12 protein-coding genes are annotated in these 15,424 nt (G+C 66.3%); 4 read left to right on the forward strand and 8 right to left on the reverse strand.

Features of this window, described 5'->3' with window-relative positions; all coding sequences use genetic code 11:
• Positions 1-5: 5 nt before the first annotated feature.
• Positions 6-818, forward strand: a complete 813-nt coding sequence (locus ACVXZ4_RS09420; protein ID WP_461794600.1) for an SDR family NAD(P)-dependent oxidoreductase — start codon at positions 6-8, stop codon at positions 816-818.
• A gap of 30 nt (positions 819-848) precedes the next feature.
• On the opposite strand, the gene ACVXZ4_RS09425 is transcribed toward ACVXZ4_RS09420, so the two are convergent.
• Together ACVXZ4_RS09425 and ACVXZ4_RS09430 are read right to left on the reverse strand one after the other, a co-directional pair.
• A complete protein-coding gene (locus tag ACVXZ4_RS09425) occupies positions 849-1,430 on the reverse strand; it encodes a thermonuclease family protein (protein WP_461794601.1) in 582 nt (193 codons plus the stop codon).
• A gap of 599 nt (positions 1,431-2,029) precedes the next feature.
• Positions 2,030-2,854 carry an endonuclease/exonuclease/phosphatase family protein gene (locus ACVXZ4_RS09430; RefSeq protein ID WP_461794602.1) on the reverse strand — a complete coding sequence of 275 codons (825 nt, stop codon included), beginning with the start codon at positions 2,852-2,854 and terminating at the stop codon, positions 2,030-2,032.
• A gap of 56 nt (positions 2,855-2,910) precedes the next feature.
• On the opposite strand from ACVXZ4_RS09430, the gene ACVXZ4_RS09435 reads away from it, so the two are divergent.
• Positions 2,911-3,159, forward strand: coding sequence for a DUF1653 domain-containing protein (locus ACVXZ4_RS09435; RefSeq protein WP_461794603.1), 249 nt, complete (start codon positions 2,911-2,913; stop codon positions 3,157-3,159).
• 26 nt (positions 3,160-3,185) lie between these two features.
• Here ACVXZ4_RS09435 and ACVXZ4_RS09440 read toward each other — a convergent pair whose 3' ends face one another.
• From ACVXZ4_RS09440 to ACVXZ4_RS09450, 3 genes are all read right to left on the reverse strand, one after another.
• On the reverse strand, positions 3,186-4,391 hold the full coding sequence (locus ACVXZ4_RS09440; protein ID WP_461794604.1) for a cation:proton antiporter: 1,206 nt from the start codon (positions 4,389-4,391) through the stop codon (positions 3,186-3,188).
• Positions 4,392-4,405: 14 nt separating this feature from the next.
• A complete protein-coding gene (locus ACVXZ4_RS09445; protein ID WP_461794605.1) occupies positions 4,406-4,894 on the reverse strand; it encodes a cation:proton antiporter regulatory subunit in 489 nt (162 codons plus the stop codon).
• Positions 4,895-4,972: 78 nt separating this feature from the next.
• Entirely contained in the window at positions 4,973-5,650 is a 678-nt protein-coding gene (locus ACVXZ4_RS09450; RefSeq protein ID WP_461794606.1) for a M50 family metallopeptidase, read from the reverse strand.
• Positions 5,651-5,879: 229 nt separating this feature from the next.
• On the opposite strand from ACVXZ4_RS09450, the gene ACVXZ4_RS09455 reads away from it, so the two are divergent.
• Positions 5,880-6,290, forward strand: coding sequence for an Hsp20/alpha crystallin family protein (locus ACVXZ4_RS09455; protein WP_461794607.1), 411 nt, complete (start codon positions 5,880-5,882; stop codon positions 6,288-6,290).
• Between the two features lie 189 nt (positions 6,291-6,479).
• Here the strand turns inward: ACVXZ4_RS09455 and ACVXZ4_RS09460 are convergent, their stop codons facing one another.
• Complete coding sequence (locus ACVXZ4_RS09460; protein WP_461794608.1) at positions 6,480-9,803, reverse strand: glucodextranase DOMON-like domain-containing protein; 3,324 nt, start codon at positions 9,801-9,803, stop codon at positions 6,480-6,482.
• Between the two features lie 103 nt (positions 9,804-9,906).
• Positions 9,907-12,093 carry a transglycosylase domain-containing protein gene (locus ACVXZ4_RS09465; protein ID WP_461794609.1) on the reverse strand — a complete coding sequence of 729 codons (2,187 nt, stop codon included), beginning with the start codon at positions 12,091-12,093 and terminating at the stop codon, positions 9,907-9,909.
• Positions 12,094-12,364: 271 nt separating this feature from the next.
• On the opposite strand from ACVXZ4_RS09465, the gene ACVXZ4_RS09470 reads away from it, so the two are divergent.
• A complete protein-coding gene (locus tag ACVXZ4_RS09470; protein ID WP_461794610.1) occupies positions 12,365-12,739 on the forward strand; it encodes a PH domain-containing protein in 375 nt (124 codons plus the stop codon).
• 69 nt (positions 12,740-12,808) lie between these two features.
• On the opposite strand, the gene ACVXZ4_RS09475 is transcribed toward ACVXZ4_RS09470, so the two are convergent.
• Positions 12,809-15,292, reverse strand: coding sequence for a phosphoketolase family protein (locus ACVXZ4_RS09475; protein ID WP_461797950.1), 2,484 nt, complete (start codon positions 15,290-15,292; stop codon positions 12,809-12,811).
• Positions 15,293-15,424: the final 132 nt, after the last annotated feature.

The following is a 15,424-nucleotide window of genomic DNA, read 5'->3' on the forward strand; positions in this document are numbered from 1 at the left end:
GACGGATGCCCGAAACCATCATCATTACCGGCGCCAGCGACGGCATCGGCGCCGCCGCCGCCCGCGAACTCTCCTCCCAGGGACACACCGTCGTCATCGTCGGGCGCTCGCCCGAGAAAACGGCGAGAGTCGCGGATGCCCTCAGTGCCGACCGCTTCGTGGCCGACTTCTCGAAGCTCAGCGAGGTACGTCGGCTCGCGGCAGAGTTGCTCGAACGCTATCCGCGGATCGACGTGCTCGCCAACAATGCGGGCGGAATCTTCGGCGACCGCACCCTCACCGAGGACGGCCACGAGCTCACGCTGCAGGTGAATCACCTCGCGCCGTTCCTGCTCACCACCTTGCTGATGGATCGCCTGGTGTTCAGCAGTGCCCGCGTGATCAACACGTCGAGCGTCGCGAATCTCAGCGCAGACATCCACATCGACGACCTCGACCTGGCGAGCGGATTCAGCCCGGGCAAGGCCTACAGCAACGCCAAGCTCGACAACATCCTCTTCACCAAGGAACTGGACCGCCGCTTCGGCCCGGACGGCATCAGCACGGCAGCCTTCCATCCCGGAGTCGTAGCCTCGAATTTCGCCAGCGACTCGACCAGCCCGTTGCGCGTGATCTACCGCAGCATCCTGCGCCACACCCTCATCTCGAACGAGAAGGGTGCCGACACCCTGGTCTGGCTCGCGACGACCGCCCCCGGCAAAGTCTGGACACCGGGGGAGTACTACATCAAGCGCAAGCCTGGACGCACCAACCGGCAAGCGGATGACGCGCAGCTCGCGAGTGCCCTCTGGGAACGGAGCGCGGAGATGGTCGCCTAGCGCCGAGGCGCATTGAGGGTCGGGGCCGCTCTATCCACACGCCCCCGACCACAACCCGAGCCTCGCTTCCCTGGCACGCTCCACTGCCGCCTGCACTGTCGCATATCCCTCCACATTCTGGCCATGCCGCACCGCCCGCCCCAGTCCCTCCTGGGCCAGCACCTCGCTCACGTTCTGTCCGCTCGCCGTGACGACCGTCGCCAGCGTGCGCCCGTACTGGTCCACCCGTTCCACGTCGAAGACCAGCCCGACCGTCGATCCCACTGGCACCAACTGCTTCAGTCGAGCGGATGCCTCGGGCCCCATGCACTGCACGGGCGTGTTCTCTTTTACGGTCTCCGGCGTGTCGACGTTGAGGAGCCGGATGCGCGTTCGCACCCCGCCTAGGGAGACGTCGAGCGTGTCGCCGTCCACGAGGTGGGTCACCCGGCCCTGCTCGGTGGGAATCGGTGCGACCGCGGGCCAGGAATTCGGTGCCCGTGATGCCTCGGGCGCGGTCGGCGACCCGAGGTCGGTGCCCGTGAGCTGCGGGATCAGCACTACCGCGAATAGCAGGGCCAGCAGGATGACTATGAGCACCGGTACCACCGCGGTGGCACGGCGCTCACTCATGGGTACACGGTAGCGCGCACCGGTAGGGAAGAGCCGCTATTCAATGTCGTATCGTTCGTCCGTAGCCCAGTCCAATTCGGGCGAACAGGGGTTCGTGCACCCCTTCGCCTGTCCTCTTCGGGCAGGCTAATTGGGCGGCGGGTCAGTTTGCCCGCCGGGTAACGCCCCCTACTCCGCGAGGGACAAACGATGAGCGGGTGCCTGACCAAGCAGTGGACGATTCTTCTCCATCCACAGTTGATGGTCGCGAAGGCCTCGCGCTACTGCGGTCCGTACTACGGAGTAGAGAAGCAAGAGTGCAATGCATGGCAATGCGACCCACAGGATGAGCGCGCAAGTTCCCAAAACTTGAAAGATATCCATGTGAGGACTCTTCCAGTTCGTCTCACCTGGCGCGCACCCCCAAACGCGGCATCACTCGGGAATAGCAGAGAAAAACACCGACGGGTCATCTGTCTACCGGAAGAAGGAATGGAGAGGGTCCCGGGGAGGGACGGCCCTCCGATCTAACGCTGCTCACGATTTATGAGGAGGAGGGTCACGTCGAACATCAGGCACCTCACTTCCGGTTGTGGATCCATCGGCGAGGAAGCGCGGGGTTACCCGGGCAGGGTGATGATCGCCTGGACGGGGGCGTGGTCCGACGGCCAGGCGCCGTCGAACCGCGTGACATTGATGCCCGCACGGGAAACCGAGATCCCTGCTGTCGCAAGGATCCAGTCGATGCGCTTGTGGTCGAGGCGAGGGGGCCGATAATCGGGGAAGGTGCCCCACGCCTCCGAGACGCGCTCCGACGCGACATCCCAGGTATCCACAAGGGTGCCGCCGGTGGTGATGGCCCGGTGGGGAAGCGAGCCGACGCTCGTGTTGAAGTCGCCGGTGACGAGCGCCGGTAGTGGGCTGGCCGCGACGATCGCGCGCACCACGGTTGCAGAATGGATGCGGGCGTTGCGGGACCGGTGGTCGAAGTGGGTGTTCAGGGCCCGGAATTCGATTCCCGTCTCGCGGTCGCGAAACGTGGCCTCGACGAGCACTCGCGGGACCTTGTTGCCCCAGGTGGTCGAACCGCTGGCAGCCGGAGTGTCCGAGAGGGCGGTCTGCTTCCACTGCAGCATCCTGAGGCGTCGCCCGTCGTAGAACAGCGGGCATCCTTCGCCGCCTCGGTCGGCGTTGCGCCCGTAGCCGACGGAGCGATAGCGACTACCGAGCGCCTGGCGCAGGAATGCGGCCTGGTCCGGTAGGGCCTCCTGAACGCCGATAATCGTGGGCAGTTCACACTCGAGCAATCGGGCGATGAGCCCGCGCCGTTTGACCCAGCGGTCCGGATTGCCGGGGAGGAGGCGCGGCATCCTCCGGCGGATGTTGAAACTCATCACCTGAAGCTCTGGTGCGGTGACGGGACCGAGGAGGGGGATGTCCGTCACGTGTCCAGCCTACGGTCGACACGCCGCCGCGTGTGCGCAAACGCTACCCTTCTCGGATGGTCGACACTCATGATGGCTCTACCCCGGAGACCTCCTCGGTCCCCGCCGGAACCTACCGCCACTACAAGGGCTTTCTGTACGAGGTCATCGGTGAGGCGACCCATTCGGAGACAGAGGAGTCGCTCGTCGTCTACCGCGCCCTCTACGGTCAGTTCGGGCTCTGGGTGCGACCCCTCGAGATGTTCCTCGGCGAGGTCGAAGTGGAGGGCACGAGCGTGCGACGGTTCGCGCCGTTGGAAGCCTGACCGCTCTGTAAGCCTGATCCGCGCGGTCAGCCCAGCTCCGATGCAACTCCGGCGGCGCGTACTTTCTCCTGCCGGGTGCTGATCCGGCGGCGGAACCAGGCGGCGTCGGTCATCCGGGCCAGGATAGGCCCGGCGATCACGGTCAGCAGCACGTAGGCGGTCGCAAGCGGTGCGAGCCTCGGCTCGATTCCTGACCCGGCCGCGAGCCCGGCGATGACGATCGAGAACTCGCCGCGCGGGGTCAGGGCGAACCCGGTGCGCCACCGGCCGGGTACTCCGATGCCCGCCGCCGCCGCCGCGCGGTAGCCGGTGAAGGTCTTCGTCGCGATCGTGATCACGGCGAGGATCGCGGCCGGCAGCAACACCGGCGGGATACTGGCCGGCTCGGTGGAGAGGCCGAAGAACACGAAGAATACGGCGGCGAACAGGTCGCGCAGCGGAGAGAGGAGCTGCTGGGCGTTGTGTGCCACTCGCCCGGAGAGTGCGATCCCAACCAGGAAGGCACCGACCGCGGCCGAGACATTCACCTCTTGGGCGATGCCGGCCACCAACATGGTGAGTCCGAGCACTCCGAGAAGGAGCGATTCGGAGTGGTTCGCGGCGAACAGCCGCGAAATGACGCGTCCGTGCCGCAGCGCGAGGTACAGGATCACCGCCACCACAAGCACAGCCACGACCAGCGCTGTTGCTCCCGCGAGAACGCCCGCGCCGATCACCAGCGCCGAGAGCACAGGAAGATAGAACGCCATCGCGAGGTCTTCGATCACCAGGATCGACAGGATCGTCGGTGTCTCCCTGTTGCCCAATCGGCGTAGGTCGCGCAACACCTTGGCGATCACCCCGGACGACGACACCCAGGTGATTCCCGCCAACGCGACGGCGGCCACCGGACCCCAGCCGAGCACGAGGGCGCAGAGCGCCCCGGGAAGCGCGTTGAGGAGGGCATCCAGGATGCCCGCTCTCCGAGACCGCTTGAGGCTGGTGATGAGCTCGGTCGGTGAATATTCCAATCCGAGCATCACCAGCAACAGAATCACGCCGAGCTCGCTCCCGAAGGTGAAGAACTCGTTGCCGGCATCGAGGGGCACGAACCCGCCGACGCCGAAAGCGAGACCGGCGAGCAGGTAGAACGGGATGGCGGAGATGCCCATGCGATCCGCCAGCCGTGAGAGCAGGCTGAGACCGAGCAGTACGGCCCCGACTTCGATGAGGAGCAGGGCGGCGTCATGCATGGGCGGAGGGGATATCAGCCGTCGGTGAGAACGCGGGAGAGGGCGTCGAGCCCCGGACGGGTACCCACAGCGACGATGGTGTCGCCGGCTTCAAGGGGAGTATCCGGAGTGGGCGAGGGGATGACATCCGCTCCCCGCACGATCGCGACGATCGACGTGTGCGTTCGGGTGCGCGCCCTGGTGGCGCCGAGGACCTCGCCGGCGTAGGGCGAGCCGGCAGAGATGAGCAGCTGCTCGGTGAAGAGCCCCGCCGCCTGCTCACGGATGCCGGCGAGCTGGCCGAGCATGAGGGACGCCCCGAGCACATCGGCGAGAGCAGCCGCCTCGTCGTCGGTGAGGGCGACGGAATCCACTGCTTCGTCAGGATCGTCGACACCGAACAGGGCCAGCTCACGCTCACCCGATCGATGGGACACCACACCGATGCGGCGGCCCTTCTTGGTGATCACGTCATGGCGTGTGCCGATGCCCGGCAGATCCACTTTTTCGACTCGTACGCTCACGCGGCAACCCTAACAGGCGGGCTCGGCGAGGTCGGTGCCGGGGCAAGGCCGGCCTGTGATTGCCGACCTTCGCGGTGATCACGACGGCGCCGCTGAGCCAAGGTAGGACCAAACCGCGAAGACGCAGCTCGCGCCGATAAGGGTAGTGAAGAGCAGGAGCCAGACCGGTGACGGAATGCCCGTTCGACGATAAAGCAGGTAGGCATCGGAGGTGGCGAGCTGGTCGCGGCGCCACACATGCACGCCGATGACCGTACCGAGCGCTCGCACCGCACCCACGAGCAGGGCGATCCCGATCACCAGAAGGGCGTAGCCCTGAAACGCAGGAGTGGCGAAGAACCAGAGCAGCGCACTGGTGGCGGCCGAGACGATCACGACGATCGCGCCGAAGGCGTTGCGGATCACCAGCAGCGTGAGCACAAGCACGACCCCGCCAACGAACAGGGCAAGAGCCGTGTATCCGTTGAACACACTCCAGAGCTGAGCGGCGCCGACGATGGCGGGTGCCGGATATCCGAAGACGCCGCTCACCATGGTGCCGAGCACTCCGCGCCCGCTGCTCAGCGCGTCGCCGGAGTGATTGCGGCGGATACGGATGCCGTGGACCGCCCGGCCGGTGAGGATCGCGGCCACCGCGTGCCCGAGTTCGTGGACAAGTGTGGCGAAGAGGCCGAAGTACTGCCAGGTGGCGCGCGGCAGGCTGAGGGTCCCCGCGACCGCCACGATCACGATGAACACCGGAAGAGGGATGACCACTGCCGTCGTCTGCGCGAAGAGGGCGGGGAATGCGCTGCCGAAGGCTGAGGCAGGGTGATAGGAATCGATAGTCGTCAGTTTGCCATCATCGGTTTCTCAGCTCACGGAGTGATCGCTGAGGGCGGAACACCGACCTCCCGATTCGCTGGCACTCTCCGCGGTCGAGTGCTAATTTTGTTGTAGTTGAGTCAGACCGACTCAAGTTTAGAAACGCACTTGGAGTTTGATGATGACAACGCTTTACCCCACCTCCCGCAGCACTCGAAGCATGCCGATGGACCTCTTCCGCGACGGCGACAACTACGTCATGAACGCCGACCTCCCGGGCATCGACCCGGCGACTGTGGACATCGACGTCGACGGCCAGGTGCTCAGCATCCGGGCCGAACGTGCCGCCGCCTCCACCGACACGGTCATGTGGCTCTCTCGCGAGCGCCAGTCCGGATCGTTCCAGCGCCGCCTCACTCTCGGCAGGAACATCGACACCGAGCGCATCGCGGCGAAATACGACAATGGCGTGCTCACCGTCACGATTCCGGTGACCGAGAAGTCCAAGGCTCGCAAGATCGAGGTCGTCCCCGCGAACCTGCCTGAGTCCGCGGCCACCAGCGACGAGGGGCTCGAGGTCGACGCCGCTTAGTCGTTCGCTCCGCCAGGACCGCGACGGCACATCGAAGGGCTCGGAACAGGGTTCCGGGCCCTTTCTTGCGTCGCAAATGTCATTCAGTGCGCCGCTCACCAGGGCGCGCCCTGGCGCACGGAACGCGAGGCCGGGATACTCCAGCTTCGAGTTCACTGCCGTCTAGCGAACGTGCATCCCGCGCCTGCCCTACGGAATCACCACCGCCGCCAACTTCACCGGCCCCGCGGTGTAGTCGAGCTCGTTCGCCTGCGAGACTCCCGACGGCACGATCGTGTCCATCACCTTCGGCACGGTGTTCGGGTCGGCCGAGCAGAAGGCGGCAGGTGATGCCACGGCGCAGACTCCGAAACTGTAGTCACCGGCAGTCGCGCTGAAGGCGCGGGTCTGATCCACCCCGTGCGTGCCATCCTGGCCTGTGAGGGCCACGGTGAAGCCCCACCCCGCGGCCGGCGTTCCGCCCAGCGCTGTCTTGTCCACGCTGAAGGTGATGTACCGGCTGACCGCGTTCGCACCGACCGTCACCGCACCGAGCGAGGCGCCTGAGGCATCCACGAACCGGTTGTTGCCGAAACCCTGCGCCTCGATCAGGCGGCTCCAGGGAGCGACCGTCGAATAGTTCATCCCGGGATAGGACGATGCCGTGGAGGTCGAGACCGCGCCGGGCTGCGACACGTACACATCCACGAGCTGGGCACCGTTCGTCGAGCCGAAGGTGAGGGTGAGGTCGGCGGTCTGTACCCGGAAGGTGACCGTCGATCCGGTGTCGTAGACCTGGAATCGATCGAGGTCGAAGGCGCCGGCGTGGAAGTCCCCGGCCTTCGGGTAGGCGTAGTTGCCCGGACCGCTGTCGTCGCCGGTCGGATCGTCGACGCTGTAGAGCAGCGTGCCATTCACGACATCGTTCACCACGGACCGCACCACCTGGGCGGTGCCGCCGTTGCTTGCGGTGCTCGTGATCACGAAGACGTTCGTGCCGGACGCGGAGGTCACATCGACGCTGAATGAGCCGTCGGCGGCCGCGGTGGTGTGTGTCAGTGTGGTGACACTGTTGGCGTCGGTGGCGACATCCGCGATGTCGATGGATGCCCCGGGGGCGGCGGTTCCGCTGACCGTCGTCGTCGCCCCGGTGGCCGATCCGTCCGTCGGGGCCGTCACGCTGAGGGGAGTCGACCGCTGGCTGTGGGACACGTAGCGGTCGCGCACTTCGGAGGGCTGTTCGAGGCTGCGCCCCGCCGCGAGGTCGGCCGTGAGCCGCACCTGTGAGGCCGAGCCCCAGGTGAGCGGTGAAGCCGATCCGTCCGCCTTGCCGTTGACAAAGCCGATCGACGCCGTCGCCGGGTCGGTACCGAACGGCGAGGCGGGCACATCCGCCCGGTCCCAGACCTGCTCGGGCACGAGGCCCGGACCGGAGTTCATCCGGTTGATCGACACCAGCACCGAGGATGCGTCGGACTTTTGCCCCTGGGCGAGATACTGCTGAGCCCGCTCGGCTCCCAGCACGGGCCACGGGTGGCCGGTGCCGGAGAAGTTGTTTGTCCAAGGAGCCCCGGTGACCGTGCAATTCGTGCCGGCGCCCACGAAGCAGTCGCCATAGCCGTCGCCGTTGTAGCGCAGCCAGGCGGCACCACTGTCGGTGGGGCGCTGAATCGCGGCATCCGTCACCGCGAGCGAATTGAGAATCACGGGATCAGTAGCGGGCAGGATGCCGAGGCGCACGTACTCGAGGAAGCCTGCATCCACGACCGCGCGCTGGTCGAGCGTCGGGCCCCCATTGCCCACGATGTAGCTGATGGCGGCATTCGGGTCGCCGGTCTTGGAGAGTCTGATGAAGTAGGGGGAAGTAGAGAGCGGACCGTTCGTCGTGACTCCCCAGGCCGTGATCATGCGCTGGTACTGGTCCGCGGTGGCGCGCCACACCCTGGCGCTTGCGGAGTCATGGTGCTGATCGGCGATGGTCGCCGCCGCGATGAGGCCCGCGATCTCGGCAGCGATGGTGGAGGGGGAGTAACCGGTCTGCTCTTCCCAGCGTTCGACACCGAAGCTGGGGCCGTGGCTCACGAGGAAATTCGCCGCCGAGCGCACATGCGGCCAGAGTGCGTCGTCCCCCGCGAGACCGGACTGCAGAGCCATCAGGATCGGGTAGGCCGTCTCGTCCAGCTGATCGTTGAAGGCGTCGGCGGCCTTCGTGCCGTCGAGAAGGGAATTGCGCGGCTGCGAGCCGTTGGCCTGCTGGCTCTTCAGCAGGAGATAGCGCACAGTCGCTTGCGCGGTGGCGACGTCGCCGTCCGTATAGAGGGCGGTCCACGCCTCATAGAGATCGCGGGCGAACACCTCCTTGTAGCCGCCGACGAAGAGGTTGTTCGGGTCGTTCGCCACGATGGACTGCCCCCACGGGGCATCCAGTCCCGCGACGATCGCACCGGGAAAGGTCTTGTCTTCGGATGCCTTCACGACGTTCGCCGACTGGTAGTAGTTCTTGATCGCGGCGATCCGCTGCGAGCCGGTGAGACCCGGCGTAGTGAGCACCGGGAATTTGAGACCCGCGTCGTAGCGGGCCCAGCCGGCGAGATAGGTCGCCGTGAGGCGGGCCGGCGAGGATGACGCCGTCGCCTTCGCTGTCGCGACCGCGGCGGCCTGTGTCGTGCCGAATCCGAGAGCGAGCGTCGCCTCCCCGTCATGGTCGCGCTGGACGCCGACAGTCTGCTCGACATTGCCGCCCGTTGCGGTCGCCGACACGGGGTCAAGGGTGTGAGACGAGTCGAGCTGGGTCAGCCCGTCACTCGCCGTTCCGACGAAACCGCTGCTCACGCCGCTGAACGGACGATCGCCGACTAGCGCGAGGTAGGAGGGCACCGCATAGGCGGTGCGATTGGCCTGGCTGGTCGTCTTCGTGTCGAACGATACCGGCACGGGACGACCGGTGCTGGTGTCGATGAGAGCGGTGTCAGCGCCCCCGTTGGCTGCTCCTCCACCGCCGTTGCCGCCTGCGTTCGCGTCGAGTCGGACGTAGAGGGAGTACGCGCGGGCCGCCTTCGTGAGGGGCTGGAACTTCGTTCGCACTACCACGCTGTTGCGAGCAGGGTCGGTGAGGTAGGTGTTGACGAGCCGGTAGGCCCCGCTTTTCGCCGTGGAAGTGATCGTGCAGACGGTGCCCGTGGCATCCGCCGCCGCCGTATACGTCATGTCGCGGCTCTGAAGGTCGGTGAATGACGAGCCGTCGGTGACGAGGTACTGCATGGTCTCGACGTTGGTGGCGTCGAGGGTGGGCGCATAGACATCCGAGAGGATGCCGTTCGCCACCGTGAACCAGATCTTGGACTCCGTCGTGCGCGAGGTGCCGACACAGTCCTTACGGGATTGCCCCTGGTGACTCGTGAGCCCGGGGGAGCCGACCGCTTCACCGCTCACCGGGGCGCGCGTCGCCGCGAGAGCCGGGGCGGACCCGAATGAGAGCGCCGCGAGGGCGAATACAGCGGCGGTTGCAGGCACGATGAACTGGCGTCGGAACACGGGGGTCTCTCCTTTGAGAACGTTCTAGTTACGGAACGTAGACCCACCGCGCACGATGGTCAACACCCGGTCTGTCTACCGGCCGGGCGGTCGCGAACCGGGCTTATTTTGCGCGGGTCGCTCCCCGCCCACTCACCAGCGCCGGGTCCGGGGCGGGGAAAGCGCCGCCCCGGTATTCGGGGTTCGCGCTGAGGGATGTCATCGTGTTGCGGAAGATGTTGAACTTCGTGTTGTAGCCGTTGGTGCCGGCGAGCGTGATCTTGCGCAGCGAGCGTTGACCGCCGTCCGTATTTCCCACCCACACCGCGAGGGACATCCTGGTGGTCGTGGCGACCAGCCAGTTCTGCGCCGCGTCATTGGTTGTGCCGGTCTTGCCGACGATCGGCACGCCGTCGCGGGGACGTCCGGGAGTTCCGGTTCCGGAAGTCATCACCGCACTCAGGGCGTAGGCAACGGTCGCTGCGACGTTGGGTGCGACGGCCTGGGTGCAGGAGCGGGGCTGTCCGGGACCCTCCTTGCCGTCGGGTCCCACCACCTTGTCGATGATGGTCGGCGCGCAATACAGACCGTTCGCGCCGACGGTGGCGATGGCCGCCGCCATGGTCATCGGTGCGATCTCATTGGTACCGATGATCGCCGCGGGCTGTGCACCGAGCTCCGCCCCGTCGGCCCGATGCACCCCGTAGGACTTTGCCGTGTCCCGGATGTCGCAGACGTCCAGCTTCTGCGCCATGGTGATGAAGGCGACGTTGACAGAGTTCTTCGTGGCGGTCGCCACCGTCATCCGCCCGCCTTCGCCGGGGGAGTCGTTATGGAAGACGAACGGCGCCTGGCCGTCCGAATTGATACACCGCGAGTTGAAGGTGCTCAGGTTGAATGCCCGCGACGTGCCGTCGACGACCTCACTGAGCGTGTGACCCTTCTTCAGCCATTCCGTGAGCGTGAAGATCTTGTACGTCGACCCGGTCTGGAATCCTGATGATCCCCCGTAGGCCTTATCGGTCATGTAGTCGACGGCGGTGGTTGTAGGACCGCCGCCATCCTTCGAGTTGTCGAAACCCTTGTTCTGCGCCATGACCACGACACGGCCGGTGCCGGGCTGCATCGCGACCGCGGCGGCGCCGAGCGCGAATCGGGTCTCCGTCGGCGGTGCGCTGGCGATGAGATTGGCCTGCGCCACGTCCTGCTGGCCCAGGTCGATGCTGGTGTAGATGCTGTATCCGCCGTGAGCCCACGCCGCGGCCCGGGCCGCGTCGGAGTCACCGAGCGCGGTGAGTGTGGGGACAAGGCGGAGGGCGAAGTCGCAGGCGAACTTCGCGTCGGCGGCGTAGAGGCATCCGTTGTTGGGAGTGCGCAGCTTCGGCTCGATCGGGGTGGCAACCGCCGCCTGGTAGGCCGCATCGTCGATGTAGCCGAGATCGCGCATGTCGAACAGGATCAGGTCGCGACGCTCCTTATTGGCCGGGTAGAGCGCGGGGTCACTGAGGTTGCGGGCATTGGGCTGCTGCACCATGGCGATGAGGCTGGCGGCCTGGGGGAGCGTGACGTCTTTGGCGCTCACGCTGAAGTATTTCTGGGCCGCGGACTCGATGCCGTAGGTGTTGCCCCCGAACCCGGCGATGTTCAGGTAGCCGAGCAGGATGTCCTTCTTCGTGTAGCGCTTCTCGAGGCCGATCGCGAACTTCATCTCGCGCAGTTTGCGGTTGAGCGTGTCGTCGATCGCGGCGGCATAGGCCGCCTTCTTCTTCGCCGAGTCGTCTATGCGCAGTGCGCGCTGGATCAGGATGTTCTTCACCAGCTGCATCGCGATGGTCGAACTGCCACTGGTGATCGACTTGTGCGCTAAGTTGCCGGCCGCAGCCCGGGCGATCGCCTTGAGGTCGATGCCACCGTGCTCCCAGAATCGGCGGTCTTCGCCGGCGACGGTGGCCTCGGTGATGAACTTCGAGACGCCGTCCCAGGCCACGCTCTGGCGATCCTGGTCGTAGATGGTGGCGATCGGCACGGCCACTCCGTCGCGCTGGGCATAGATCATGTTGCGTTGCGTCTGCGCGTCGATGGTGAGATAGTCCGGCAGATTGTCGAAGAAACCGATCGTGGCGGATGCTCCGCGACTGGTCACGAGGATCGACGGCACCGCGAGGGATGCCACCAGCACGCCCGCGAGCACACTGAAGAACAACAGTCCCACCAGCGAGCCGAAGACGGTGCCGCGACGCCCGTAGTCCGAGACCGAGGATTGGCTCATCGCCGTCGGGATCGGGGCGGTCACACGGGGCTTGCGAGCCATGGCCACCTCCCCTCCCGGGCTCTACATTCCATTGTCATTCGCACTGTACGCGTCGGTCTACCCTGTCGCCGCCCGTGCCCGAATCGTGACCTCCGGTGCGCCGCAGGCTCGCCTCGAATCTCGTCGGATCACGCCCTCGGCCCGGCGGCCGCTGCTCCGGCACGCGCCCAGAACTGGGGGACGATTGCGCTCCGACCCCGCTGGTAGCGTCAGGTGCGCTCGATCCGGGCGCCACTCACCACGCATCTGCCGTGAACATCCAGGGGGACCCATGATCGACTTCGACGCTGCCACTTTCGTGAAACTCGGGCACATCGACTCGGCCGAGGGTTTCGCCCTCGTCGAGCCCATCCTGATCGCCGACGAGACGATCTTCGCCGCCTTCCGCTCGATCCGCGACACGATCGTCTTCACCAACAAGCGGGTCATCGCGATCAACGTCGAGGGCATCACGGGCAAGAAGAAGGACTTCACCTCGCTGCCCTACAGCAAGATCCAGGCCTGGAGCGCCCAGACCGCCAGCCTCCTCGCATTCGACACCGAGATGGTGCTGTGGTTCGCCGGGCTCGGCCAAGCCAAGTTCGAGTTCAAGGGCAAGTTCGACATCACCACCTTCAACAAGCTGATCGGCGAATACATCCTCTAGGACATGCGCCGGGGCGCGCTCAGTGTCTCGGCGTGCTCCGTCTCACGGAGTGCGCCGATGTCCCGCTCCTCAGGCGTTGTCTCCGCCGGTATCGGCGGCGGAGATCGCGCCCTCTCCCGATCCGCTCCAGGTCCAGTCCGCCACCTCGGGGATGTCCTCGCCGTGCTCGCGCGTGTAGGCGCGGGCGCGCAGCCGGGCGTCCTGCATGTCCTGGCGCAGTCCGGCCGTCCGGCCGGCGAGTCCGGGCACCCGGTCGATCACGTCCATCACGAGGTGGTAGCGGTCGAGGCTGTTGAGCATCGCCATGTCGAACGGCGTCGTCGTGCCCCCGACCTCGTTGAAGCCGCGCACGTGGATGTTGGAATGCCCGGTGCGGCGATAGGTGAGCCGGTGGATCAGCGTGGGGTAGCCGTGGTAAGCGAACACCACGGGCTTGTCCGTCGTGAAGATCGCATCGAACTCCTCGCTCGCGAGACCGTGCGGATGCTCCGCTTCGTCCTGCAGGCGCATCAGGTCGATCACGTTCACGACCCGCACCTTCAACTCGGGCAGCCGCGACCGCAGGATGGATGCCGCTGCCATCGTCTCGAGAGTCGGAACGTCGCCGGCGCACGCGAGCACGACATCCGGCTCCTGCCCCTCCACCTCGGTGCCCGCCCAGCCCCAGATGCCGACGCCGCGGGTGCAGTGTGCGACCGCATCCGGCATGCTCAGCCACTGCGGGCTCGGCTGCTTGCCGGCGACGACGACGTTCACGTAGTCCACCGACCGAAGGCAGTGGTCGTAGGTGGAGAGCAGGGTGTTCGCGTCGACCGGGAAATACACCCGCACGATGCTCGCCTTCTTGTTGACGACATGGTCGATGAACCCCGGGTCCTGGTGGCTGAATCCGTTGTGGTCCTGGCGCCAGACGTGGCTCGAGAGCAGGTAGTTGAGCGATGAGATCGGTCGGCGCCACTCGAGCTTCTTCGACTCCTGCAACCATTTCGCATGCTGACTGAACATCGAGTCGATGATGTGGATGAAGGCCTCGTAGCAATTGAAGATGCCGTGCCGGCCGGTGAGGAGGTAGCCCTCGAGCCATCCCTCGCACTGGTGCTCGCTCAGCATCTCCATCACCCGCCCGGCGCGGGCGAGATGCTCGTCGACCGGCCAGATCGCGCTGTTCCACTGCTTGTCGGTGGCCTCGAACACGTCCTGCAGGCGGTTGGATGCTGTCTCATCCGGACCGAAGATGCGGAAGTTGTCCGGGTTCGCGCGAATCACGTCGGCGAGCCACCCGCCGAGTACCTTCGTCGACTCGACCGCGACGCTTCCCGGAACGCCCACGTCGACGCCCGCCGTGCGGAAGTCGGGCAGCTCGAGGTCGCGGCGGAGGCGGCCCCCGTTGGCGAACGGTGTCGCGGACATCCGCAGGTCGCCGTCCGGGGCGAGGGCGGCGATCCACTCGAACAGCCGACCGGCCTCGTCGAACAGCTCCGCCGGCCGGTACTTCTGCATCCACCCCTCGAGGATGCGCGTGTGCTCCACGGTGTCACGAGCGTTGGCGAGGGGCACCTGGTGGGCCCGCCAGGTGTTCTCCACCGGCTTGCCATCGATTTCCGCGGGGCAGGTCCAGCCCTTCGGGGTTCGCAGGATGATCATCGGCCAGACCGCTGTGCCCTCGAGCGTGCCGTCCGCCGCCGCCGCCTTGATGCGGGCGATCTCGTTGAGGACCTCGTCGAGGGTCGCCGCCATGCGCTCGTGAACGCGCAGAGGATCCTCTCCGTCGAACCCACCGGAGACGATGTAGGGCTTGTGCCCGTAGCCGCGCATGAGGTCGAGCAGCTGCTCCTCCGGGATGCGGGCGAGGATCGTCGGGTTCGCGATCTTGTAGCCGTTGAGGTGCAGGATCGGCAGGACCACGCCATCCTGCAACGGGTCGATGAACTTGTTGGAGTGCCAGGCTGTGGCGAGCGGACCGGTCTCGGCCTCGCCATCACCGACGACGCAGGCGACCAGAAGGTCGGGGTTGTCGAAGGCCGCACCGTAGGCATGCGAGAGCGAGTAGCCGAGTTCGCCGCCCTCGTTGATCGAGCCAGGCACGTTCGGGGCGGCGTGGCTGGGGATGCCGCCGGGGAACGAGAATTGGCGGAACAACCGACGCATGCCCACCGAGTCCTGGCGGATGGCCGAGAACAGCTCGGAGTAGGTGCCGTCGAGATACCCGTTCGCTACCATCCCCGGGCCCCCGTGCCCGGGACCGGTGATGTAGAGCGTCTTCTGCTGGCGCTCCCTGATGATGCGATTGAGGTGGGCGTAGAGGAAATTGAGTCCCGGTGTGGTGCCCCAGTGCCCGAGCAGCCGCGGCTTGATGTCGTCCCGCGTGAGCGGATCGCGAAGCAGCGGGTTGTCGAGGAGGTAGATCTGCCCGATCGAGAGGTAGTTGGCGGCCCGCCACCACGCGTCGATCTGCGCGAGGGTGTGCGGGTCGAGCGGCGCTGCCGACTTCGACGGCCAGGGTGCTGGTGCGGAGATTCGTCCGCTGTTCGAAATCGTCGGGGTGGTGATCATGTCGCTCATGTGATCTCTCGCTTCGGTCGTGCCGTGCTCGGGGTGGTCGAGTACTCGATTCCTGGCGTACGCGGTGTGAGGGCGTGCCCAAGTCGACAGCGCCGACGCGGGCGCCTCAGAGGCACCGTAGCC

This window comes from Lacisediminihabitans sp. FW035 (assembly GCF_054880895.1).